The sequence below is a fragment of the Streptomyces sp. NPDC000880 genome (assembly GCF_053599675.1).
Genome location: NZ_JBSFMS010000063.1, coordinates 1 through 21,996, shown reverse-complemented (window position 1 = coordinate 21,996; position 21,996 = coordinate 1). Strand labels below are relative to the sequence as shown.

Annotated in this window: 20 protein-coding genes and 1 pseudogene; 12 read left to right on the top strand and 9 right to left on the bottom strand. The window is 70.9% G+C overall.

Translation table 11 applies throughout. From position 1 onward, the window contains the following. Positions 1-4: 4 nt before the first annotated feature. Entirely contained in the window at positions 5-1,762 is a 1,758-nt protein-coding gene (locus ACWDO5_RS20900) for an NAD+ synthase (RefSeq protein WP_450531830.1), read from the top strand. On the opposite strand, the gene ACWDO5_RS20895 is transcribed toward ACWDO5_RS20900, so the two are convergent. The 4 genes from ACWDO5_RS20895 to ACWDO5_RS20880 form a co-directional block, all read right to left on the bottom strand. After that, positions 1,731-2,957 (bottom strand): MFS transporter, encoded by a 1,227-nt coding sequence (locus tag ACWDO5_RS20895; protein ID WP_450531829.1) that lies wholly within the window; start codon positions 2,955-2,957, stop codon positions 1,731-1,733. The two genes, ACWDO5_RS20900 and ACWDO5_RS20895, sit on opposite strands and share 32 nt — an antisense overlap. Positions 2,958-3,094: 137 nt before the next feature. Continuing rightward, positions 3,095-4,120, bottom strand: a complete 1,026-nt coding sequence (locus ACWDO5_RS20890; protein ID WP_450531828.1) for an endonuclease/exonuclease/phosphatase family protein — start codon at positions 4,118-4,120, stop codon at positions 3,095-3,097. Positions 4,121-4,321: 201 nt separating this feature from the next. Further along, positions 4,322-5,017 carry a TetR/AcrR family transcriptional regulator gene (locus ACWDO5_RS20885; protein WP_450531827.1) on the bottom strand — a complete coding sequence of 232 codons (696 nt, stop codon included), beginning with the start codon at positions 5,015-5,017 and terminating at the stop codon, positions 4,322-4,324. Beyond that, positions 5,014-6,666: an MFS transporter gene (locus tag ACWDO5_RS20880; protein ID WP_450531826.1), complete on the bottom strand. Its 1,653-nt coding sequence runs from the start codon at positions 6,664-6,666 to the stop codon at positions 5,014-5,016. Before ACWDO5_RS20880 ends, ACWDO5_RS20885 begins: the two co-directional genes overlap by 4 nt. A gap of 160 nt (positions 6,667-6,826) precedes the next feature. Between ACWDO5_RS20880 and panB the strand changes: the two genes are divergently transcribed. From panB to ACWDO5_RS20860, 4 genes are all read left to right on the top strand, one after another. Next, the gene (gene panB / locus ACWDO5_RS20875; protein ID WP_450531825.1) at positions 6,827-7,687 is read left to right on the top strand and encodes a 3-methyl-2-oxobutanoate hydroxymethyltransferase; all 861 of its coding nucleotides are present in this window, start codon (positions 6,827-6,829) and stop codon (positions 7,685-7,687) included. Between the two features lie 172 nt (positions 7,688-7,859). Then, complete coding sequence (locus ACWDO5_RS20870) at positions 7,860-8,225, top strand: cupin domain-containing protein (protein WP_450531824.1); 366 nt, start codon at positions 7,860-7,862, stop codon at positions 8,223-8,225. A 113-nt stretch (positions 8,226-8,338) separates the two neighbouring features. After that, entirely contained in the window at positions 8,339-9,340 is a 1,002-nt protein-coding gene (locus tag ACWDO5_RS20865; RefSeq protein ID WP_450531823.1) for an ATP-binding cassette domain-containing protein, read from the top strand. Beyond that, entirely contained in the window at positions 9,337-10,164 is an 828-nt protein-coding gene (locus ACWDO5_RS20860; protein ID WP_450531822.1) for an ABC transporter permease, read from the top strand. The genes ACWDO5_RS20865 and ACWDO5_RS20860 overlap by 4 nt, the downstream gene beginning before the upstream one ends. A gap of 21 nt (positions 10,165-10,185) precedes the next feature. Here the strand turns inward: ACWDO5_RS20860 and ACWDO5_RS20855 are convergent, their stop codons facing one another. Continuing rightward, a complete protein-coding gene (locus ACWDO5_RS20855; protein WP_450531821.1) occupies positions 10,186-13,596 on the bottom strand; it encodes an AfsR/SARP family transcriptional regulator in 3,411 nt (1,136 codons plus the stop codon). A 212-nt stretch (positions 13,597-13,808) separates the two neighbouring features. On the opposite strand from ACWDO5_RS20855, the gene ACWDO5_RS20850 reads away from it, so the two are divergent. Then, entirely contained in the window at positions 13,809-14,615 is an 807-nt protein-coding gene (locus tag ACWDO5_RS20850; RefSeq protein ID WP_450531820.1) for a site-2 protease family protein, read from the top strand. Here ACWDO5_RS20850 and ACWDO5_RS20845 read toward each other — a convergent pair. Beyond that, positions 14,605-14,775, bottom strand: a complete 171-nt coding sequence (locus ACWDO5_RS20845; RefSeq protein ID WP_389177790.1) for a hypothetical protein — start codon at positions 14,773-14,775, stop codon at positions 14,605-14,607. The genes ACWDO5_RS20850 and ACWDO5_RS20845 overlap by 11 nt on opposite strands. A gap of 71 nt (positions 14,776-14,846) precedes the next feature. Beyond that, positions 14,847-15,560, bottom strand: a complete 714-nt coding sequence (gene npdG / locus ACWDO5_RS20840) for an NADPH-dependent F420 reductase (protein ID WP_450531819.1) — start codon at positions 15,558-15,560, stop codon at positions 14,847-14,849. A gap of 95 nt (positions 15,561-15,655) precedes the next feature. Between npdG and ACWDO5_RS20835 the strand changes: the two genes are divergently transcribed. Continuing rightward, positions 15,656-16,261, top strand: coding sequence for a hypothetical protein (locus ACWDO5_RS20835; RefSeq protein ID WP_450531818.1), 606 nt, complete (start codon positions 15,656-15,658; stop codon positions 16,259-16,261). A gap of 121 nt (positions 16,262-16,382) precedes the next feature. Then, the gene (locus tag ACWDO5_RS20830) at positions 16,383-17,666 is read left to right on the top strand and encodes an MFS transporter (protein ID WP_450531817.1); all 1,284 of its coding nucleotides are present in this window, start codon (positions 16,383-16,385) and stop codon (positions 17,664-17,666) included. Between the two features lie 142 nt (positions 17,667-17,808). Here ACWDO5_RS20830 and ACWDO5_RS20825 read toward each other — a convergent pair whose 3' ends face one another. Further along, positions 17,809-18,042, bottom strand: coding sequence for a hypothetical protein (locus ACWDO5_RS20825; protein WP_450531816.1), 234 nt, complete (start codon positions 18,040-18,042; stop codon positions 17,809-17,811). Between the two features lie 58 nt (positions 18,043-18,100). Between ACWDO5_RS20825 and map the strand changes: the two genes are divergently transcribed. Beyond that, on the top strand, positions 18,101-18,958 hold the full coding sequence (gene map / locus ACWDO5_RS20820; protein WP_450531815.1) for a type I methionyl aminopeptidase: 858 nt from the start codon (positions 18,101-18,103) through the stop codon (positions 18,956-18,958). 143 nt (positions 18,959-19,101) lie between these two features. Next, positions 19,102-19,752 (top strand): biliverdin-producing heme oxygenase, encoded by a 651-nt coding sequence (locus tag ACWDO5_RS20815; protein ID WP_450531814.1) that lies wholly within the window; start codon positions 19,102-19,104, stop codon positions 19,750-19,752. Here the strand turns inward: ACWDO5_RS20815 and ACWDO5_RS20810 are convergent. Then, positions 19,742-20,419: a PhzF family phenazine biosynthesis protein gene (locus ACWDO5_RS20810; RefSeq protein ID WP_450531813.1), complete on the bottom strand. Its 678-nt coding sequence runs from the start codon at positions 20,417-20,419 to the stop codon at positions 19,742-19,744. The genes ACWDO5_RS20815 and ACWDO5_RS20810 overlap by 11 nt on opposite strands. 214 nt (positions 20,420-20,633) lie before the next feature. Here ACWDO5_RS20810 and efeO point away from each other — a divergent pair, with 214 nt between their 5' ends. Both efeO and ACWDO5_RS20800 read left to right on the top strand, forming a co-directional pair. Then, positions 20,634-21,776, top strand: a complete 1,143-nt coding sequence (gene efeO, locus ACWDO5_RS20805) for an iron uptake system protein EfeO (RefSeq protein ID WP_450531812.1) — start codon at positions 20,634-20,636, stop codon at positions 21,774-21,776. 32 nt (positions 21,777-21,808) lie between these two features. Then, positions 21,809-21,996, top strand: a pseudogene (locus ACWDO5_RS20800) (hypothetical protein); the annotation flags it as partial.

Genomic DNA, 21,996 nt, shown 5'->3' with positions numbered 1-21,996 from the left:
CCACGTGCCTCAACTACGCCTCGCTCTGAATCAGATCGACTCGACTGTCGGCGATCTCTCCGGCAACGCCGAGGCGGTCGTGCACTGGACCCGGCACTCCGCCGAGCAGGGGGCGCATCTCGTCGCCTTCCCCGAGATGGTGCTGACCGGCTACCCCGTGGAGGACCTGGCCCTGCGGTCGTCCTTCGTGGAGGCGTCCCGGGCCGCCCTGCGGGCGCTCGCCGTGCGGCTGGACGACGAAGGGTTCGGCTCGCTGCCGGTCATCGTCGGCTACCTCGACCGCTCCGAGCGGGCCCAGCCCCGCTACGGGCAGCCCGCCGGCGCGCCGCAAAACGCCGCCGCCGTGCTGCACCGTGGCGAGGTGGTGCTGAGCTTCGCCAAGCACCATCTGCCCAACTACGGCGTCTTCGACGAGTTCCGCTACTTCGTGCCGGGTGACACCATGCCGGTGATCCGTGTGCACGGCGTCGACGTAGCGCTGGCGATCTGCGAGGACCTCTGGCAGGACGGCGGCCGCGTCCCGGCCACCCGGTCCGCCGGGGCCGGGCTGCTGATCTCCATCAACGCCTCGCCGTACGAGCGCGAGAAGGACGACACCCGCCTGGAGCTGGTGCGCAAGCGCGCCCAGGAGGCCGGCTGCACCACCGCGTACCTCGCCATGATCGGCGGACAGGACGAGCTGGTCTTCGACGGCGACTCGATCGTCGTCGGTGCCGACGGCGAAGTCGTCGCGCGCGCCCCGCAGTTCGCGGAGGGCAGCGTCGTGCTCGACCTGGAGCTGCCCGCGGCCTCGGCCGAGCCGCCGACCGGCGTGGTCGACGACGGGCTGCGCATCGAGCGCGTGGTCATCTCCGAGGAGCCGCTGCCCGCGTACGAGGCCGAGCTGTCCGGCGGATATGCCGACCGGCTCGACGACGACGAAGAGGTCTACTCCGCGCTGGTCGTGGGCCTGCGCGCGTACGCCGCCAAGAACGGCTTCCGTTCGGTGCTGATCGGGCTGTCCGGCGGCATCGACTCCGCGCTCGTCGCCGCGATCGCCTGCGACGCGCTGGGCGCGCGGAACGTGTACGGCGTCTCCATGCCGTCGAAGTACTCGTCCGACCACTCCAAGGGCGACGCGGCCGAGCTGGCCCGCCGTACCGGGCTCAACTTCCGTACTGTGCCGATCGAGCCGATGTTCGACGCGTTCATGAGCTCGCTCAGCCTGACCGGTCTCGCCGAGGAGAACCTCCAGTCGCGGCTGCGCGGCACCACGCTGATGGCGCTCTCCAACCAGGAGGGCCACATCGTGCTCGCGCCGGGCAACAAGTCCGAGCTGGCGGTGGGCTATTCGACGCTGTACGGCGACTCCGTCGGCGCGTACGGGCCGATCAAGGACGTCTACAAGACGACGGTCTTCAGGCTTGCGAAGTGGCGCAACCGCGCCGCCGAGGAGCGCGGCCAGACCCCGCCGATCCCGGAGGCGTCCATCACCAAGCCACCGAGCGCGGAGCTTCGCCCCGGCCAGGTCGACACCGACTCGCTGCCGGACTACGACGTACTGGACCAGATCCTGGAGCTGTACGTCGACCGGGACCGGGGCAAGGACGCGATCGTCGCGGCCGGCTTCGACGAGGAACTGGTGGCGAAGACGCTGCGGATGGTGGACACGGCGGAGTACAAGCGGCGCCAGTACCCGCCGGGCACCAAGATCTCGGCGAAGGGCTTCGGCAAGGACCGGCGGCTGCCGATCACGAACCGCTGGCGGGAGACGACGAGCTGACCTGACGCTCCGGACGGGGGCTTCCTGCGGCAACGACGCGGGAGGCCCCCGTTTGCGTACGGTCGAGCAGGCCTGCCGTCACCGCGATCGCCAGGCCCACCACCGCGAGGACCGCGCCGACCAGAGCCGGGGAGGTCCAGCCCCAGCCGGCCGCGATGGCCACGCCGCCGAGCCAGGCGCCGCCCGCGTTCGCGAGGTTGAAGGCCGAGTGGTTGGAAGCGGAGGCCAGCGTCGGGGCGTCCTGCGCCTTCTTCATGACCAGCATCTGGAGCGGTGTGGTGGTGATGAAGCCGACCGCGCCGAGCACCACGACCGTCACCAGGGCCGCCCACTGGATGTGCACGGTGAACCGGAAGGCCACCAGCACCAGCGCGAGCGCGGCCAGCGACCCGTACAGCGTGGGGCGCAGCGCCCGGTCGGTCAGCGGGCCGGCGGCCAGCGCGCCGAGCGTCATGCCGATGCCGAACAGGGCGAGGACCAGGGTCACGGAGGATTCGCCGAAGCCCATCACTTCGGTCGTCATGGAGGCGAGGTAGGAGTACACCGCGAAGACGCCGCCGAAGCCGAAGACCGCGGTGAGCAGGCCGAGGAGCACCTGCCGGTTGCCGAGTGCGCGCAGCTCGCGGCCCACGCTCTGGTGCGCGTCGACGGGTACGTACGGAATGAGCCGCGCGAGCGCGGCCAGCGCGACCAGGCCGATCACCGTGACGACGAGGAAGGTGGCGCGCCAGCCGAGGTGCTGGCCGAGGAGCGTGGCGGCCGGTACGCCGACGATGTTGGCGACCGTGAGGCCGAGGAACATCGTGGCCACCGCGCGCGCCTGCCGCCCGTCCGCGACCAGCCGCGCCGCGACGACCGCGCCGACGCCGAAGAAGGCGCCGTGCGGCAGCCCGGCGAGCACGCGGCCCGCGATCAGCCAGCCGAAGCCGGGGGCGAGGGCGGATGCCAGGTTGCCGACCGTGAACAGCGCCATCAGCAGCAGGAGCATCCGCTTGCGCGGGATGCGGGAGCCGACGGCGGTCAGCAGCGGGGCTCCGATGACGACGCCGATCGCGTACGCCGATACGAGGTTGCCGGCCGTGGGGACGGAGGTGTTCAGATCGTCAGCGACATTGGGCAGCAAGCCCATCATCACGAACTCGGTGGTGCCGATACCGAAGGCGGATACGGCGAGCGCGAGCAGCGCGAGGGGCATGGAGGTGCCTTTCCGAGGTTAGTTCTCCTTCGAAACAAATGCTCGCACGCGGATTGTTCCCACGGATGAACACGTGGTTGCCGTCACATAGCTGGGGGCTCCGCCCTCAGCCACGGGAAGGGGCGGGTGGGGCCAGGTCACATCGCGATGCGCGCGGCGATCGGGAGGTGGTCGCTGTCCGTCTGCGGCAACGTCCAGGAGGAGACCGGCTCGACGCCCTTCACCATGATCTGGTCGATGCGCGCCATCGGGAACGACGCGGGCCAGCTGAAGCCGAAGCCGTCGCCCGCCGCGCCCTGCGTGGAGCGCATCTGGGAGGTGACCGCGTTCAGGGAGCGGTCGTTCATCGTGCCGTTGAGGTCGCCGAGCAGCACGACCTTGCCGACCTGCTCGTGGGCGATGGCCTCGCCCAGCGCGTCGGCGCTGTTGTCGCGCTGGTTGGCGGTGAAGCCGGCGTTGAGCTTGACGCGTACGGACGGCATGTGCGCGACGTAGAACGCGACCGCACCCTTCGGTGTCTGCACGGTGGAGCGCATGGCGCGCGTCCAGCCCAACTTGATGTCCACCGGCGCGGTGTCGGTCATCGGGTACTTGCTCCAGAGCCCGACCGTGCCCTCCACCGAGTGGTACTTGTACGTCCCGGCCAGCGCCTGTTCGTAGGTGGAGACCTGACCGGCCGGCAGCTCCTGCAGCGCGACCACGTCCGCGCCCGAGGCGGCGACCTGCTTGGCGGTGCCCGCCGGGTCGGGGTTGCCGGCGTTGACGTTGTGCGTTGCGACGGTCAGATTGCCGCCCACGCCCGTCTTGTCGTTGAACAACAGCCCGCCGAAGAGGTTGAGCCAGACGATGGCCGGGAGCAGCAGGGCGATCAGTGCGGTGGCCGAGCGCCGCAGCACGGCGACGACGAGGATCACCGGGATGAACACGCCGAGCCACGGCAGGAACGTCTCGGTGAGGCTGCCCAAGTTGCCGATCCGGTTGGGGATCTGCGCGTGCAGGATCATCAACAGGGCGATGAGGACGGCGAAGCAGGCGAGGGCGACGCCGCGCCGCCAGATGCCGCGGTCCCCGCGCCAGCGCTGGAGCAGGCTCCGGACCCGTGCTCCGGTGCGCCCGGCCTCGGGGCTGCCGTTGGCGGTCTCCGTCTTGTACGCCTGCGCCATGGAGCTGTCCTCACTGCCTTGCCGTCACGCCTCGCCGTCGACACTAGGCGATGGGAAGGTGTTTCCTCGCCGTCGCCGGACGGCCGTTCTGCCTCGATGACGACAGGGCGGTGCACAGGGTTCCTCGTACCGGGTCAGGTGGGGACGCTGTGACAGAACCCGCACACTTCGGACGGCCACTCGCCGGGAGTCAGCGGGACGTCAGCGGGATGGACCTGCTGGAGGGCGTACGCCCTCCAGCACGGCGTCGACGATCCGTTCCGCGCTGCCCTCTTCGGGCGTGCCCCCGGGGCGCAGCACGGTCCGTACGAGCATCGGGCCGACGAAGAGGTCGCCGAGCAGGTCGAAGTCGATGTCGGCGCGGATCTCGCCGTTCGCGATGCCTCGGCGCAGCACTTCGTCCATCCGCTCACGGCGGGGGGCGATGGAGGTGTGGTGGTACATGTTCCACAGCTGGGGATAGCTCTGCACCTGGGCGAAGACGTTGTGCAGGAGGGTGGAGGAGCGTTTGGCGAGGCCGCGCTGCCGGAGCATCTCGACCATCGCGACGAGATCGTCACGTACGGAGGTACCGGGCAGCGGCGGGTCCGCGGGCTCCATGGAGCGGACGACATCGACGAAGAGGGCCTCTTTGCCGTCCCAGCGCCGGTAGATGGTGGCCTTGCCGACACCGGCGGTGCGGGCGATGCGCTCGATGGAGAGCTCGGAGAACGGCACACCGTCTTCAAGAAACCGCACAACGGCCCCGACGATGGCCCGCTCGACGGCCTCACTCCGGGGGCGCCCACGCCGCCCCCCGGTTGGGGTGCCGCGCCGCGTGGCGGGCTCGCCGCCCTGGCCGCGGTTGTCCTGGTGGTCCCTCACGGGCACGTCCGGTCCGCCTCTCGCCCTTGTCATCGCCGGCAATTCTCGCTGACGGACCGCGGGCCACCGGACAGTGCCGGCCCCGGGCGGCCTTCGGTGCTCTGCCGTTCCGGCTCGGGGCCCGGCGCGGGCTCCTTGCTCCGGCCGTCCGGCATGAAGAAGAACACCACCAGCGCGCCGATCAGCGCCACACCCGCCGAGGCCAGCGCCGTCAGATGCATCGCGTGCAGGAACGCCTCGTTCGCCGGGGCGATCAGCGCCTTGCCCGCCGGGCCGAGTCTCTCCGCGGCCGCGAGCGTAGCCTCGATCGATTCACCGGCGGCCTGCCGGGCGCCGCTCGGGACCGCTGAGAGGTGCCCCTCGATCGCACCCCGGTACTGCGTGGACAGCAGCGAACCGAGCACCGCGACACCCAGTGCCCCACCGACCTGGCGGAAGGTGTTGCTGACCGCCGAGCCGGACCCCGCCTTCTCGCGGGGCAGCGACTGCATCACCGAGACCGTCACCGGCGGCGTAATGAGCGCCATGGCCGTGCCCTGCACGAAGAGGACCATTTCGATCACCCACAGCGGGGTCGAGGCATCGAACATCACGAAAGCCCCCAGCACCATGGCGACCAGCAGCATGCCGACCGTGCACACCGTCCGCGCCCCGAACCGGTCGACGATCAGCCGCGCGCGCAGCGAGACGACCATCTGCGCCACGGCCAGCGGCAGGATGAGCAGGCCCGCCTCCAGCGCGCCGTAGCCGCGCACGCTCTGCAGATAGAACGCGGAGAAGAAGGTCACACCCGTCAGCGCGAAGAAGACCAGCGCGATCGCGGCGACCGCCGCCGCGAAGGCGGGCCTTTTGAAGTACGTGATGTCGATGGCCGGATGGTCGCTGCGCCTCTCGTGGAGTACGAAGCAGACAAGTACCACCAGACCGCCCAGCATCGGCAGCAGCACGGACGGCGCCGAGAAGTCCGCCAGTTCGCCGCCGCGAATGATTCCGTACACCAGCAGAATCAGCCCGATGACGGACAGCACTACGCCGAGCGGGTCCATACGCCCCGGGTCCGGGTCCCTGGAGTCCGGCAGGAGCAGCGCCATCGCGATCAGCGCGACGACCACGACCGGCACGTTGACCAGAAAGATCGAGCCCCACCAGAAGTGCTCGATGAGCAGCCCGCCGGTGATCGGACCGATGGCCATACCGACGCCGACGCTGCCCGCCCAGATGCCGATGGCCCTGGGCTGCTCCTCGCGCTCGAACACGTCCATCAGTACGGCGAGGGTGGCCGGCATCACGAAGGCCCCGCCGAAGCCCATCACCGCGCGGTACGCGATCAGCTCGCCGGGCGAGCCGGAGAACGCCGCGAGGGCCGAGCCCGCGCCGAAGACGGCGATGCCGAAGAACAGCACCTTCTTGCGGCCGATGCGGTCGCCGAACAGGCCCGCGGTGAACAGCAGCCCCGCGAAGACGAGCGTGTAGGAGTTGATCGCCCACTCCAGCTCGCTCTGGGTCGCGCCGATGCCCGTGGGCTCGGGGCCGGCGATCGTCTTGACCGCGACATTCAGGATCGAGTTGTCCAGCACGACGATGAGCAGGCTGAACATCAGGACGGCGAGGATCGCCCAGCGCCGCCGGTGGACGGCCTCGGGTATGCGAGGTGGGGCAGCCGGGCCGGACGGAGTCGACATGATCCCCTGCCTGGGCTAATTTCGATACGAGACCGTCTCGTATAGGAACACTTTACCGAACGTACGGGTCCTCTTCCGCCGGAGCGGCACAAGGTGCCACCATGGGGGTGATCCGGGGACGCCGTGAGGGTGCCTCGAGATGACGAAGGAGCCGTTAGCCATGACGCTTCAGGCTGCCCAGAAGCCCACCGACAGCAGCAAGACGCTGTACGGCGGCAAGGGCACTCGCCGTATCACCGTCCAGGACATCGCCGCCGCCAAGGAGCGCGGCGAGAAGTGGCCGATGCTCACCGCATACGACGCGATGACCGCGTCCGTCTTCGACGAGGCCGGCATCCCGGTCATGCTCGTCGGCGACTCCATGGGCAACGTCCATCTCGGCTACGAGACCACCGTGCCGGTCACGATGGACGAGATGACGCTGCTGTCCGCCGCCGTCGTACGGGGCACCAGGCGGGCCCTCATCGTCGGCGACCTCCCCTTCGGCTCGTACCAGGAAGGCCCCGTCCAGGCCCTGCGCAACGCCACCCGGCTGGTCAAGGACGCGGGCGTCGGCGCGGTCAAGCTGGAGGGCGGCGAGCGCTCGCTCGGACAGACCGAACTGCTCGTCCAGGCAGGCATCCCGGTCATGTCGCACCTCGGCCTGACCCCGCAGTCCGTCAACACCATGGGCTACCGCGTCCAGGGCCGCGGCGACGAAGCCGCCCACCGGCTGGTCCGCGACGCCAAGGCGGCGCAGGACGCGGGCGCGTTCGCCGTCGTCCTGGAGCTCGTCCCGGCCGAGGTCGCCGCCGAGATCACCCGCAGCCTGCACATCCCGACCATCGGTATCGGCGCGGGCCCCGACACGGACGCCCAGGTCCTCGTCTGGACCGACATGGTGGGCCTGACGGGCGGCAAGGTGCCGCGCTTCACCAAGCAGTACGCCAACCTGCGCCAGACGCTCGGCGACGCCGCGAAGGCCTTCGCCGACGACGTCGTCGGCGGTGCGTTCCCGCAGGAGGAGCACACCTTCCACTGAGCACCACCCAGTTCCACTGAGCACCACCCAGCTGCCACCCCGGCACAGACGACAGCCCGCCGACATCCCCCATCGGCGGGCTGTCGGCGTGCGGGGTACCGCCCCCGGGGGAGCCGCGGCGTAGCCTGGAACTGAACTCGGGGCCGCTCTCTCCGCCGGGAGGCGGATGACCATGACCGGAATCGTTTCCAGGGACTTCGACTCGGCCGATGAGATCCGCCCCTTCCAGGACGGCAAGGGGAAGCTCGCCCTTCTCAACACCGACCATGGCGCGGTCGGCAAGGCCGTGTTCGAGCCGGGCTGGCAGTGGTCCAAGCACGTCAAGCCCATTGCGGGCACCGAGAGTTGTGAGGCCGCTCACGTCGGATACGTCATCAGCGGGCGGTTGAAGATCGTCATGAACGACGGCGAATCCGTGGACACGGGACCCGGCGACTTCATCTCCGTCGCGCCCGGCCATGACGCATGGGTGATCGGGGACGCGCCGTGCGTCGTGATCGACTGGGCCGGCTTCGGGGACTACGCCAAGCCCGTGTAGTACTGACCTTCAACGGGGCCTGACCTGCCCCTCCTCCGTTGTCGGTGCCGCTGCCACCGGGCTGTCGGCGGTCTGTCGGCAGTCTGTCGGTGGCGGCTGGAACCGTGTACGGCATGACGCGAATCGACAAGAACGCCGTCGAGGTACGAGGCCTCGTAAAGCACTACGGCGAGACGAAGGCGCTGGACGGGGTGGACCTCGACGTGCGCGAGGGCACGGTCCTCGGTGTCCTCGGCCCCAACGGCGCCGGCAAGACCACACTCGTACGCTGCCTCTCCACCCTCGTCGCCCCGGACGCCGGCCATGCCGTCGTCGCCGGCTACGACGTGGTGAGGCAGCCGCGGCAGCTGCGCCGCACCATCGGCCTCACCGGGCAGTACGCCTCGGTCGACGAGAAGCTGTCCGGCTGGGAGAACCTCTACATGATCGGGCGGCTGCTCGACCTGTCGCGCAAGGACGCCCGCCGCCGCGCCGACGCGATGCTCGAGCGCTTCTCGCTCACCGAGGCCGCGAAGCGGCCCGCGATGCAGTACTCCGGCGGCATGCGCCGCCGGCTCGACCTGGCCGCCTCGATGATCGGCAGCCCGGCTGTGCTCTATCTGGACGAGCCGACGACGGGCCTGGACCCGCGGACCCGTAACGAGGTCTGGGACGAGGTGCGGCGGATGGTCGCGGACGGGGCGACCGTACTGCTCACCACCCAGTACATGGAGGAGGCCGAGCAGCTGGCGAGCGAGCTCACGGTCATCGACCGCGGGCGCGTCATCGCCAACGGCCGGGTGGACGAGCTCAAGGCGAAGGTCGGCGGCCGCACCCTGCAGATACGGCCCAGCGATCCGGCGCAGCTGTCCGCCATGGCAGCGGCAGTCGCCGACGCCGGCCTGGACGGGCTCACGGGGGCGCAGGCCGTCCCGGACGAGGGGCTGCTGTACGTGCCGATCCTCAGCGACGAGCAACTGACCGCGGTGGTCGGCCTGCTGGGCGCCCGCGGCTTCGGCATCGCGCACATCGGCACCCATCTGCCCAGCCTGGACGAGGTGTTCCTGGCGATCACCGGTGAGAAGACCCTGTCGTCGGAGATCTCCGACGCGACTGCTGAGGAGGTCGCCGCATGAGCGCGGCAACGATCAACCCTGCGCCGGCCAAGGCGCTTCCCGGCGAGGGCCGGATCGGTCTGCGGGCCAATGTGCGGCACATCGGCGCGCTGGTGCGCCGCAACGCCCTGCAGATCAAGCAGGACCCGGAGTCGATGTTCGACGCCCTGCTGATGCCGGTCATCTTCACGCTGCTGTTCGTGTACGTCTTCGGCGGCGCGATCTCCGGCAAGGGCAACCAGCAGGAGTACGTGAACTACGTGATCCCCGGCCTGATGGCGATGATGGGCATGAACATCGCCATGGCCGTCGGCACCGGCGTCAACGACGACTTCAAGAAGGGCGTGATGGACCGCTTCCGGTCCATGCCCATCGCCCGGTCATCCGTCCTCATCGCGAAGATCGTGGTCGAGGTCGGCCGGATGCTGGTCGCCACCACCGTCCTGCTCGCCATGGGCTTCCTGCTCGGCCTGCAGATCCACACCTCGGTCCTCGAACTGGCCGCGGCGATCGGCCTGTCAATGGTCTTCGGCGCCTCGCTGATGTGGATCTTCATTCTGCTCGGTCTCACCATGAAGACGGCCCAGGCCGTCCAGGGAGTGGCCATGCTCGTGCTGATGCCGTTGCAGTTCGGGTCGTCGATCTTCGCCCCGCCGACCACGATGCCCGGCTGGCTGCAGAGCTTCACCGACTACAACCCGCTCTCCAACCTCGCGGACGCGGCACGGAACCTGATCAACGGCGGCCCGGTCGCCGGCTCCGTGTGGATGACGCTCGGCTGGGCCGCGGTCATCACGGCGGTCACGGCGCCGCTCGCGGTCGCCAAGTTCCGCAAGAAGACCTGATCCTGACGGAGAGTCACACGATCACACCAGGGCGACGGCCTCATCGAGGGTGAGGCCGCCACCCTCGGCGTACGCGGCCTCGTAGGCGGCGTCGCCGAGCACGGCGCGCACCGCGGCCTCGGAGTCGGCTCTGTTCTCCCGCTCGTGCTGGGGTGCGAAGTGGCCGCGCGGCAGCAGGGCGTCGGAGGCGCCGAGCAGCCGGGCCGCGTCCGGCGCGCGCTCCGAGCGGCCCCGGGCCAGCGCCCCGGCGGCGGTCACCAGGTACAAGGAGGGCATCTGCGGCGCGACCATCCGGGTCAGCGGATCCTGCGCCTTGGCCAGGGCCGTACGCACCCGGTCCAACGACAGCTCGTACTGGCCATCGAGGAGGTCCAGCCAGGCGAGGAAGCCGATCACCATGCCCTCGAAGATCGCGAAGGTGTTGGACTTGAACTGCACGAGCAGCAACGCGATCTCGGCGCGCGCCTCCTGGCCGCGGCCGGTGCGGCCCGGCCACAGGGCGAGCAGCATCCGGGCGAAGCCTGTCGACTCGTTCCCCGCGCCCGCGCCCGCGGCCAGCACCTCGCGGATGAGCGCCTCGCCGCGCTCGCCCTCGCCCGTCTCCATCAGGTTGCCGGCGAGGCGGGTGCGCAGCACGGCCGTCTGGGCCTGGGCCCCGATCTGCTCCGCGTACCCGATGGCGGCCGTGAAGTCCTCGGCGGCGAGCGGGTATTCGCCGCGCCGCTCGTGCGCCTCGCCGCGCGCGGACAGGGCCTCGGCCGCGCCCCAGGCGTCGCCGAGCCGGGTGAAGATCTCCAGCGCCTCATCGGCGTCGCCGGCCGCGTCGCCGGCCCACTCGCTGCGGTTGGCGAGGACATTGGCCCGCGCCTGGAGTGATGCGGCGAGCTCCCACTCGTATCCGTACGCGCGGCAGGCGTCGACGGTCTCGTTCAGCAACTCCCCCAGCTGCTCGGTGTCTCCGGTGATCACGACGGCGAAGAACCAGAGGGATCCCGGGGGCCGGCAGGTCTGCGGCAGCCCGGGCCGGTAGACCTGGGTGACCCTGCGCAGCCGCTCCAGCCTCTGAGGCGAGGTCCACGCCTCGACCTCGTAGTCCATGAAGACCATCCGGATCAGCGCCGCGCCGCGCCTGGCCTCCTGCAGCAGCTCGGGCGACATGGGCGGCGGCGCGTCCGTGAAGCGCTCGAACACCGGCGGCGCGGGCGCGGCGGGCGGCGCGAACGGGTCGGGGCCGAGATCGCCCACGGCGGCGGTCCAGTGCCCGGCCTCGATGCGCAGATCCTTCATCTGCCAGTACCAGGACAGACAGAGAACGAGCTGGAGCGCCTCCTGCTCGTCGCGGGCGGCGACGGCGCGGCGGAGCGCGGTGCGCAGATTCTCGTACTCCAGCTGCAGCAGGTCGACGGCGGCGCGCTGGCCGGGGCCGCGCAGGACGGGGTCGGTGGTGCGGGCCAACTCCCGGTAGTGGAGCAGGTGCTGCCGCTCGACGACGATGCGCTCGGCAGCCTCGTCGAGCCGCTCGGCCGCGTACTCGCCGACGGTTTCGAGAAGGCGGTAGCGCATCTGCCCGTCGGGGGTGGGGGCGGCGACGACGAGGGACTTGTCGATCAGCGAGCCGAGCGCGTCGGCGACGTCCAGGCTGCCGCGGTCCGCGCCGGCGTCCGCGCAGACCTCCTCCGCGGCGGGGAGGTCGCAGCCGCCCGCGAAGACGGACAGCCGCCGCAGGACAGCGCGTTCGGCGTCGTCGAGCAGGTCCCAGGACCAGTCGACGACGGCACGCAGTGTCTGCTGACGCGGCAGTACGGTACGGCTTCCGCTGGTCAGCAGACGGAAGCGGTCGTCGAGACGGTCAGCGATCTGGCGCGGGGTGAGCATCCGCAGGCGGGCGGCGGCGAGTTCGATCGCGAGCGGCAGTCCGTCGAGGCGGTGGCAGATCTCGGCGGACGCGGCGGCGGTGCCCTCGTCGGCGTCGATACGGAAACCGGGCCGGGCGGCGGCGCCCCGGTCGGCGAGCAGTTTCAGCGCCATCGGGTCGGGCAGCGGGTCGACCGGGCGCACCAACTCGCCCGGCACACCCAGCGGTTCACGGCTCGTCGCCAGCACCGTGACGCCCGGGCAGCTCTCCAGCAGCCGCTCGGCGAGCGTGGCGGCGGCGCCGACGACATGCTCGCAGTTGTCGAGGAGCAACAGCATGCGACGGCGTGAGCAGTGCTCGGCCAGCCGTACGAGGGGGTCGTCGCTGTGCCGCTCGGCGGCCCGCAGTTCCTCGGCGCCGGCGCCGCGCAGCACGGTCTCGCGGGCGCCGAGTGCGGTGAGGACGGCCTCGGGCACGGTCTCGGGGTCGTCCACCGGCGCGAGTTCGACCAGCCAGACGCCGTCGGGCCAGGGATTCTCCCGCACCCCGGCCCCGTCGACGGCCCGCTCGGCGGCCTCCTGCGACAACCGGGTCTTCCCGGCCCCGCCGGGCCCGAGCAGGGTGACGAGCCGGGCGTGGCGGAGGTCGCCGTGGATGGCGTGGATGTCGGCGTCGCGCCCGACGAAGGAGGTGAGCCGTGCGCGAAGGTTGCCGGGCACGTGCCCGGGGCTCCGCCCCGGACCCCGCGCCTCAATCGCCGGCGAGGCTGAGAATTCAGCCCGTCCGGCGATTGAGGACACGCGCCCGAAGGGCGTACGGGGTTCGGGGCGGAGCCCCGAATCGGGAAGGGGCGGGGCGGGGGAAAGTAACTCCACGTGCAGCGCTCGGAGTTCCGGGCCCGGGTCCGTGCCCAGGCGCGCAGCGAGATCGCGGCGGACGGCCTCGTAGGCGGTCAGCGCCTCCGCCGTACGCCCCGCGTCCCTCAGCGCCCGCAGCCGCAGCACCTGCAGCCGCTCGTCCATCGGGTACTCCTCGCACAGCGCGGCGAGCTCCGGCAGCGCCTCCTCCGCCCGGCCGAGCGCCAGCGCCGCCGCGAGGCGCGCGCGGCGGGCGTCCAGCCGGCGGGCCTCCCAGCGCGCGGCCTCGGCCGTACGGTCGGGCAGATCGGCCAGCACCGGCCCCTGCCACAGCGCGAGCGCGTCGTCCAAGAGCGCCGCCGCCTTCACCGCGTCACCCTCCTCCAGCGCCCGCGCCCCCTCCCCCGCGCGCCGGTCGAAACGGTGCAGGTCCACATCGTCGCCGTCGGCACACAGCCGGTATCCGCCGCCGTCCACCGACGCAACCGCCGCATGCCCCAGCGCCCGCCGCAGCCGGCCTACGAGCGCCTGCACCGCGCCCACCGCGTCCGCCGGCGGATCGCCGGCCCACACCTCGTCGACGAGGACGCCGACCGGGACCGTACGCCCCGGCCGCAGCGCCAGTACCGCCAGCAGCGCGCGCAGCCGCGCACCGCCGAGCGCGACGGGCGTGCCGTCGTCGTGGAGAGCCTGAGTGGTGCCGAGTACCCGATAGTGCACCCGCCCATTGTCACCGGTGCGCAACCGGGCCCGCGCGGCAATAAGCGGCAGAATCCAGGCGGCAGGAACCGGGCGGCAGGAACCGGGCGGCAGGAACCTCGCCGCACCCGCGGGACGTTCAACCCCACGCCACAGGTACGGTCGATCCGCACGTCCCTCCCCCTACGCCCTGGCGGGCGTGGGGGGACCCCCAGTCTTCAGGAGCCGCACCCATGACCACCGCCACAAGCCGCCACAGCGACCGGAGGATCAGCCCGGTCTTCCTCGGAATCGTCGCCGTGATGGCGGTGACCGGCTGGGCGGTGTGGACGGACTTCGCGGCGAGCCCGGGGATTGCGGTGTTCCTGTTCGTCACCTCTGCGTGGATCGTCTCGCTCTGTCTGCACGAGTACGCGCACGCCCGCACCGCGTTGCACAGCGGCGACATCTCCATCGGCACCAAGGGGTACTTGACGCTCAACCCCCTCGTCTACACCCATGCGATGCTCAGCATCGTGCTGCCCGTGCTGTTCGTGATCCTGGGCGGCATCGGTCTGCCGGGCGGCGCGGTCTTCATCGAGCGCGGCCGCATCCAAGGACGCTGGAAGCACAGCCTGATCTCGGCGGCGGGGCCCCTGACGAATCTGCTGTTCGCGGTGGCGTGCACCGCGCCGTTCTGGCTGGGCGCGCTGGACGGGGTGCCGATGGTCTTCCGGTTCGCGCTCGCGTTTCTCGCGCTGCTCCAGATCACGGCCGCGATTTTGAACTCCCTGCCGGTGCCGGGGCTTGACGGCTACGGCGTGATCGAGCCCTGGCTCTCGTACAAGATCCGCCGCCAGGTCGAGCCGTACGCACCGTTCGGGCTGCTCGCCGTCTTCGGCGTCCTGTTCATCCCCGAGGTGAACTACGCGTTCTTCGGCGTGATCGACGCGGTGCTGAGCGGGCTCGGCGTGCATGCGGACTACAGCTACTGCGGCCAGGACTTCTACCAGTTCTGGAGCGACCGGAACCCCGGCTGCGAGGCGGTCGTCAGCCGGTAGTGGTCTTCGCCCGGCGCAGGTAGTACCAGGTCATGTTGGAGGCCAGCCCCGCGAGCAGCACCCAGACGATGCCGAGCCAGCTGCCCTGCGCGAAGGAGACCACGGCCGCGACGACGGCGAGGGTGCAGACGATCAAGGAGTAGAGAGCGAGGCGGGGCATGGGGTGCGGCTCCTGTCGGGTGTTGTACGTTCCGCCCAGTGTCCCCCATGCCCCTCCCGCGACCGCACCGGCTACACGTCGGTGACGCGCAGACCCGCGTGCGCCTTGTAGCGGCGGTTCACCGAGATCAGGTTGGCGACCAGCGACTCGACCTGGTGGGCGCCCCGGAGCCGGCCCGCGAAGACTCCGCGCATGCCGGGGATGCGGCCCGCCAGTGCCTGCACGATGTCGGTGTCCGCGCGCGCCTCGCCCAGCACCATCACATCGGTGTCGATCTCCTCGATCGAGGCGTCCTGCAGCAGCACGGCGGAGAGATGGTGGAAGGCGGCGGTCACCCGCGAGTCGGGCAGCAGGGCGGCGGCCTGCTCGGCGGCGCTGCCCTCCTCCGGCTTGAGTGCGTACGCGCCCTTTTTGTCGAAGCCGAGCGGGTTTACGCAGTCGACGACGAGCTTGCCCGCAAGCTCCTTCTGCAGCGTCTCGAGGGTCTTGGCGTGCCCTTCCCACGGCACGGCCACGATCACCACGTCGCTGCGCCGCGCGCACTCCGCGTTGTCGGCGCCCTCGATGCCGAGGCCGAGCTCGGCGGCCGCGGTCTCGGCGCGCTCCGCGGCCCGGGATCCGATGATCACCTTCTGCCCGGCCCTGGCCAGCCGGTACGCGAGCCCGCGGCCCTGGTCGCCGGTGCCGCCGAGGACGCCGACGACCAGGTCGGACACGTCGGGGAGATCCCAGGGGTCCTTGGCCGGGGCCTTCGGCGCGGTGCCTGCACTGTCAGTTGAAGTCATGAGCCAGACCTTACTTCCTGGTATCGGCACCCGAACGGGTGAGCTGCTCGCTACCCGCCCCGCCCCGGCGCGGCAGTGGTGCAGGATGCGGGGCCATGGATGCGGTACGCGTCGCGCTGCTGCGCGAAGTCCTGGCCGGCACAGGGTGGCCCGCGGCGACCCGGCGGTTCGCGGAAGTGCTGCGGTCGTCCGTCGTGCCGCAGGGCGGCGGGCTGCTGCTGGTGGGGACCGAGGAGTACGAGCCGTGGCATCTGGCCGCGCATCTCGTGGACGAGGCGGCCTGGTCCGGGCAGCCGGAGCTGACGCCGACGCTCGTACGGCACCGGGTGCGGCCCGGCGACCCCGCGCAGCTGGCGGTCGGCCTCGGCAGGCTGGAGGGAGCGCGGCGGGGCGAGACCCTGCTGGTGGTGGCGCCGGCGCGGCCGGAGGCGGGTCTGCTCGAGCGGGTGCACGACGCGCGGCGGGCCGGGGCGACGGTGCTGGCGCTGGACGGTGGGGACCCGGAAGTGCACGGTTTGGCGCACGAGGCGCTGACGGTGGCGGAGCGGGCGGACGAGGTGGACATCGACACGGTGCAGCATCTGGTCAGCGCGGCGGCCGGGGAGAACAGCCTGCCGGTGGCGCGGGGGCGGCGGAGGTTCCGGGACCGGCTCTCGCGGCTCGCGGACCAGCTGACGTCGCCGCCCCCGGCGCGCTGGTAGAGCCGGTCGGACAGCGCCCGCAGAGCCGGTGGGTAGCGCCCGCCGCCGGCACCGCCGTACAACACCGGAAAAACCGGTTGCTCGGGGCCACGACAGGCACGGACCATGGCGCCTTGTGACCATGACCCCCAATCTGTCCGCGATCCTGCCCGACCTGTCGCCCTGGCGTTCGTCCCGCGACTTCCGGCTGCTGTGGATCCAGGGCCTGGTCACCTACTTCGGCAGTTCCATGGCGATGGTCGCGCTGCCGCTCCAGATCAAGGACCTCACCGGCTCCCCGCTCGCGGTCGGCGTGATGGGCGCGGTGGAGCTGGTGCCGCTGGTGGTCTTCGGCCTGTACGGGGGAGCGCTGGCCGACGCGGTCGACCGCCGCAAGCTGATCCTCGGCACCGAGGCGGGCCTTGGCCTGCTGGCCGTGATCCTGCTGGTGAACGCGCTGCTCCCGGACCCGATGCTGTGGCCGCTGTACGTGGTCGCGGCCGGCGTCTCCGCGCTGGCCGGTATGCAACGCCCCGCGCTGGACTCGCTGATGGCCCGCATCGTCCCGCACGACCAGCTCACCGCTGCGGCCGCGCTCAACGCGCTGCGCTGGCAGCTGGGCGCGATCGTGGGGCCCGCGCTGGCGGGTCTGGTGGTGGCGTACGCGGGTCATGCGCCGGCCTACGCGATCACGGTCGCCGGCTTCGTCGCGTCCGTGCTGCTGTGCCTGCGTCTGGCTTCGGCCCCGCCGGCGCACGGCGCGGAGAAGCCGTCGCTGCGGGGCATCGCGGAGGGGGCGCGTTACGCCTGGTCCCGTCCGGTTCTCCTGGGGACATACGCGATCGACCTGGCGGCGATGTTCTTCGCCTTCCCGAACACGATCTTCCCGTTCCTCGCGGACGACCTGGACGCGGAGTGGGCGCTGGGCCTGATGTACGCGGCGGGCTCGGTCGGCTCGGTACTGCTCAGCCTGACCAGCGGCTGGACGTCCCAGGTGCGGCGGCACGGCCTGTTCGTGGTCTTCGGCGCGGCGGGCTGGGGCCTCGCGATCGCAGCGGCTGGCTGGTTCTCGAACGTCTGGCTGGTGCTGCTGTGCCTGGCGTTCGCGGGCGCGGGCGACATGCTGAGCGGCCTGGGCCGGTCGACGATCTGGAACCAGACGATCCCGGAGGAACTGCGCGGCCGCCTGGCGGGCATCGAGGTGCTCTCGTACAGCGTCGGCCCGCAGCTGGGCCAGGTCCGCGCGGGCGCAATGGCGGGCTGGACGGGCACGCGCCCGGCGATCTGGAGCGGGGGTGTGGCGTGCGTGGCGTCGGTGGGGCTGCTGGCGGTGGCGCTGCCGAAGCTGCTGAAGTACGACGCGGAGACGGACGAGGACGCGGTGCGAAGGCGTGCGCAGCGGGAGGAGACGGCGGCGCGGGCCTGACCGCCTGCGGCGGGCCTGTTCCCCACCCCTCCCCCTACGCCCTGGCGGGCGTGGGGGGAGTGTCCGGGCGGAGCCCCGGTTACGGGAACGGGAGGGTAGGGGAAAGCGCCGCAGGCCACTCGCGGCACGGACCCGGTACCCGTTACGCGGGGTCGTCGTCGGACGGGCGGGGGCCGTCGTGCCAGCGGGGGTCGTTCTCCCACTCGAGATTCCGCTCCCGCGCAATCTCCATCGCATGTTCCGCCGCCTCACGCGACGCGTACGGACCGAAGCGGTTCTTCGCCGGGCACTCCGGGCCCTCTTCGACCTTCTTGTGCTCGAGGCAGTAGTACCACTCGCCCGGCTTTCCGACCGTGCGCTTCTTGAACAGGGCCATCGTCGGCTCCTTCCTCTGGAGCCATGCTGCCCCATGGCCCCTGGTTAGACTCGCTGGCATGTCTGGCCAGTCGCTGCTCGTCCCAGGGGAGCTCTCTCCCATCCGCTCCGTCCCCGGAAACATCCCGCGCCCCGAGTACGTCGGGAAGCCCGCCCCCACCCCGTACACCGGGCCGGAGGTCCAGGACTCCGACACCGTCGAGCGGATGCGCATCGCGGGTCGCATCGCCGCGCAGGCGATGGCGGAGGCCGCCAAGCACATCTCGCCCGGCGTGACCACCGACGAACTCGACCGGGTCGCGCACGAGTTCATGTGCGACCACGGCGCGTACCCCTCCACCCTCGGCTACCGCGGCTTCCCCAAGTCCCTCTGCTCCTCGGTCAACGAGGTCATCTGTCACGGAATCCCGGACTCCACCGTCCTGCGCGACGGCGACATCGTGAACCTCGACGTCACCGCGTACATCCATGGCGTCCACGGCGACAACAACGCCACCTACCTCTGCGGCGACGTCGACGAGGAGTCGCGGCTGCTGGTGGAGCGGACCCGGGAGTCCCTCAACCGCGCCATCAAGGCCGTCAAGCCCGGCCGCCAGGTCAATGTCATCGGCCGGGTCATCGAGTCGTACGCCAAGCGTTTCGGCTACGGCGTGGTCCGCGACTTCACCGGGCACGGGATCAACTCGTCGTTCCACTCCGGGCTGATCATCCCGCACTACGACGCCGCGCACGCGACCACTGACATCCAGCCCGGCATGACGTTCACGATCGAGCCGATGCTGACGCTCGGCACGCATGAGTACGACATGTGGGACGACGGCTGGACCGTGGTGACGAAGGACCGGAAGCGGACCGCTCAGTTCGAGCACACACTGGTGGTGACGGAGAGCGGGGCCGAGATTCTCACGTTGCCCTGACCGCCAGAAGGGATACCGTTTTTACCGACAGGCCGTCGGGAACACATTGACTTAGGTAAGCCTAAGCAGGAAGATCGGTTGCGGCAACCGTGAGTGCCGTCGCCGCTTCCTTTCCCGTCCCCATCGGTCCCTGGAGGCCCGCCTTGGACACGTCCTTCTCGACGCTCATCCGTGTTGCCTCGCACGAGCAGCACACCGAGGCGGAGACGTCGACCTTCATGAGCGATCTGCTCGGCGGCCGGCTCGGCGTGGCGGCGTACGCGCGCTACACCGAGCAGCTGTGGTTCGTGTACCGGGCGCTGGAGGAGGCCGCGGGGGCGTTGAAGGACGACCCGGTGGCCGGGCCGTTCATCCAGCCGGAACTGATGCGCACCGCCGAGCTGGAGCGCGACCTCGCGCATCTGCGCGGTGCGCACTGGCGCGAGGGGCTCGCGCCGCTGCCCGCGACCGCCGCGTACGCCGCGCGGATCGCCGAGTGCGCGCGCAGCTGGCCCGCGGGGTATGTGGCGCATCACTACACCCGCTACCTCGGGGACCTCTCCGGCGGCCAGATCATCCGCGACAGGGCGGAGCGGACGTGGGGCTTCGCACGCAACGGCGACGGGGTGCGGTTCTACGTATTCGAGCGGATCCCGAACCCCGCGGCGTTCAAGCGTGGCTATCGCGAGCTGCTGGACTCGGTGAACGCGGACGACCTGGAGAAGAAGCGGATCGTCGACGAGTGCAAGCGGGCGTTCGAGTACAACGGGGCGGTGTTCCGGGAGCTGCGGGCAGAGTTCCCGCTCACCGCGTAGCAGGTACGGGAAGGGGAACGGGGGCAGCGAGGCGTACGCGGCCGCCGATCTCGATGGTGCCGTCGGGGCCGGGGGCGGTCAGGATCTGCGACCCCCGGCCCTGAGTTATGTTCAGGGCCCGCCCCAGCTCGGCGGTGAGCAGCAGCGCGGCGGCGCCGGTCGCCTCGTCCTCGACGATGCCGTCGTCCCGCCGCGGGAAGGCTCGGGCGCGTACGCGTCCGGCGGCCTCGTCCTGCCAGGCCCAGGCGTAGAGCCAGCCCTCGCCCGGCGGCGGCGCGGGCAGCGCGTCGACCTCGGCCGGGGATGCGTACCGCTCCAGCCGCCGCGGCGGCGCCCACTCGGCGCGCGCGGTGATCCAGGTGAACTCCCCGTCCTGCCGGGCCCACACCTCGCCCGCGGGAGGGTTCACCGCCTCCAGATCCAGCAGCCAGGCGGCGCCGACGAGGGGGTGCCCGGCGAAGGGAAGCCGGAGGCCGGGGGTGTAGATGTCGACGACGCCGCGCTCGGGGTCGTCGACGAAGACGGTCTCACTGAACCCGAGTTGGGCGGCGAGGGCCTGCCGGGACGCCGTGTCGGGGCATGTGCGGCCGTCGCGCACGACTCCGAGCGTGTTCCCGTGCCGGCCGTCGGGCCCGCAGAAGACACTCAGTACGTCCAGTTCATTCACCCCGGTATTCAAGCATCAACAGGTCCCGGCCCGCGGCGCCCCGCGGGCCATCGACCGGGCCCGCCGCCCCTCGGCCTCGCCGTGACAGCGCCGTGTCCGCGGCCCGGGTATGAGAGCTATATCACTGGACAGGCGGGTATTGCCAAGGTAAGCCTCGGTTAAGTTAGGTTCGCCTCACCCCGTACCCCCGGTACCCGTCCTTTGTGGAGCCCGTATGCGAGCCGTCCGTCTGTCCGTCGTCACCGCCGCCGCAACCGCTGCTGCCCTGACCGCCGTCACGGGCTGCGCCGACAAGAGCGACGCCAAGGGCGGCAACGGTGGCATCAACGTCACGGCGACGGACGAGTCCTGCGAGGTGTCGAAGAAGGAGTTCCCGGCCGGCCATGTCGAGCTGGCCATCGAGAACAAGGGCTCCAAGGTCACCGAGGTCTACATCCTCTTCCCCGACGACCGCATCGTCTCCGAGCGCGAGAACATCGGCCCCGGCACCAAGCAGAAGCTCACCGCCGAGGTGAAGGCCGGCTCGTACGAGATCGCCTGCAAGCCCGGCATGAAGGGCGAGGGCATCCGCCAGCAGGTCACCGCCACCGGCGGCGGCACGGCCGCCAAGCGCAGCCCGGAGATGGACGCGGCCGTCGCCGCGTACCGCAAGTACGCGCAGACGCAGGCCGACGAGACGCTGCCCAAGGCGAAGGTCTTCGCGGACGCCGTGAAGGCCGGCGACATCGAGGCCGCCAAGAAGGCGTACGCCGACTCCCGCATCGGCTGGGAGCGCACCGAGCCGGTCGCCGAGTCCTTCGGCGACATCGACCCGAAGGTCGACCTGCGCGAGGACGGCCTGGAGAAGGGCCAGAAGTGGACCGGCTGGCACGCCCTCGAGAAGGCGCTGTGGCAGACCAAGAAGATCGGCCCCGCGGAGAAGGCCCTCGCCGACACCCTCATCCAGGACCTGACGGCCTGGCAGAAGAAGGTCGGCACGGCCGACATCTCCCCGACCTCCATGGCCAACGGCGCCAAGGAGCTGCTCGACGAGGTCGCCTCCGGCAAGGTCACCGGTGAGGAGGAGCGCTACAGCCACACCGACCTCGTCGACTTCAAGGCGAACGTCGAGGGTGCGCAGAAGTCGCACGAGCTGCTCAAGCCGGTCGCGTCGAAGAACGACCCGAAGCTTGTCGCCGAGCTGGACAAGCAGTTCGCGGCGCTGAACAAGCTGCTCGACAAGTACCGCAAGGACACCACCTCGTACGAGTTCACGTCGTACGACAAGGTCGGCAAGGCGGAGCGCAAGGAGCTCAGCGACGCGGTCAACGCGCTCGCCGAGCCGCTGTCCAAGCTCGCCGCCGCGGTTGTGAAGTAGGGGGGTACTTCGTGTCCGAGGAGACCAGAGGCATGTCCGAGGAGACCGCAAACGTGCCCGAAGAGACCGCAAGCACGTCTGAGGAAACCGGCGGGTCCGAGGAGACCGGCGGCAAGACTCCGTCCCGTCGTTCGCTGCTCGGCTGGGGCGGCGCCGGGCTCGCGTGTGTGGGCGAGGGCGCGCACCAACTGGGTGCCGGCAACGCCGGATATGGGAACGC

Bases quoted from the DNA above. Each gene is read 5' to 3' on its own strand.
- panB (WP_450531825.1), top strand. From the start codon at position 6,827: ATGACGCTTCAGGCTGCCCAGAAGCCCACCGACAGCAGCAAGACGCTG.
- ACWDO5_RS20850 (WP_450531820.1), top strand. From the start codon at position 13,809: ATGACCACCGCCACAAGCCGCCACAGCGACCGGAGGATCAGCCCGGTC.
- map (WP_450531815.1), top strand. From the start codon at position 18,101: ATGTCTGGCCAGTCGCTGCTCGTCCCAGGGGAGCTCTCTCCCATCCGC.
- ACWDO5_RS20885 (WP_450531827.1), bottom strand. From the start codon at position 5,017: ATGACAAGGGCGAGAGGCGGACCGGACGTGCCCGTGAGGGACCACCAG.
- ACWDO5_RS20890 (WP_450531828.1), bottom strand. From the start codon at position 4,120: ATGGCGCAGGCGTACAAGACGGAGACCGCCAACGGCAGCCCCGAGGCC.
- ACWDO5_RS20895 (WP_450531829.1), bottom strand. From the start codon at position 2,957: ATGCCCCTCGCGCTGCTCGCGCTCGCCGTATCCGCCTTCGGTATCGGC.
- ACWDO5_RS20870 (WP_450531824.1), top strand. From the start codon at position 7,860: ATGACCGGAATCGTTTCCAGGGACTTCGACTCGGCCGATGAGATCCGC.
- ACWDO5_RS20835 (WP_450531818.1), top strand. From the start codon at position 15,656: ATGGATGCGGTACGCGTCGCGCTGCTGCGCGAAGTCCTGGCCGGCACA.
- ACWDO5_RS20830 (WP_450531817.1), top strand. From the start codon at position 16,383: ATGACCCCCAATCTGTCCGCGATCCTGCCCGACCTGTCGCCCTGGCGT.
- efeO (WP_450531812.1), top strand. From the start codon at position 20,634: ATGCGAGCCGTCCGTCTGTCCGTCGTCACCGCCGCCGCAACCGCTGCT.
- ACWDO5_RS20860 (WP_450531822.1), top strand. From the start codon at position 9,337: ATGAGCGCGGCAACGATCAACCCTGCGCCGGCCAAGGCGCTTCCCGGC.
- ACWDO5_RS20880 (WP_450531826.1), bottom strand. From the start codon at position 6,666: ATGTCGACTCCGTCCGGCCCGGCTGCCCCACCTCGCATACCCGAGGCC.
- npdG (WP_450531819.1), bottom strand. From the start codon at position 15,560: ATGACTTCAACTGACAGTGCAGGCACCGCGCCGAAGGCCCCGGCCAAG.
- ACWDO5_RS20845 (WP_389177790.1), bottom strand. From the start codon at position 14,775: ATGCCCCGCCTCGCTCTCTACTCCTTGATCGTCTGCACCCTCGCCGTC.
- ACWDO5_RS20865 (WP_450531823.1), top strand. From the start codon at position 8,339: ATGACGCGAATCGACAAGAACGCCGTCGAGGTACGAGGCCTCGTAAAG.
- ACWDO5_RS20825 (WP_450531816.1), bottom strand. From the start codon at position 18,042: ATGGCCCTGTTCAAGAAGCGCACGGTCGGAAAGCCGGGCGAGTGGTAC.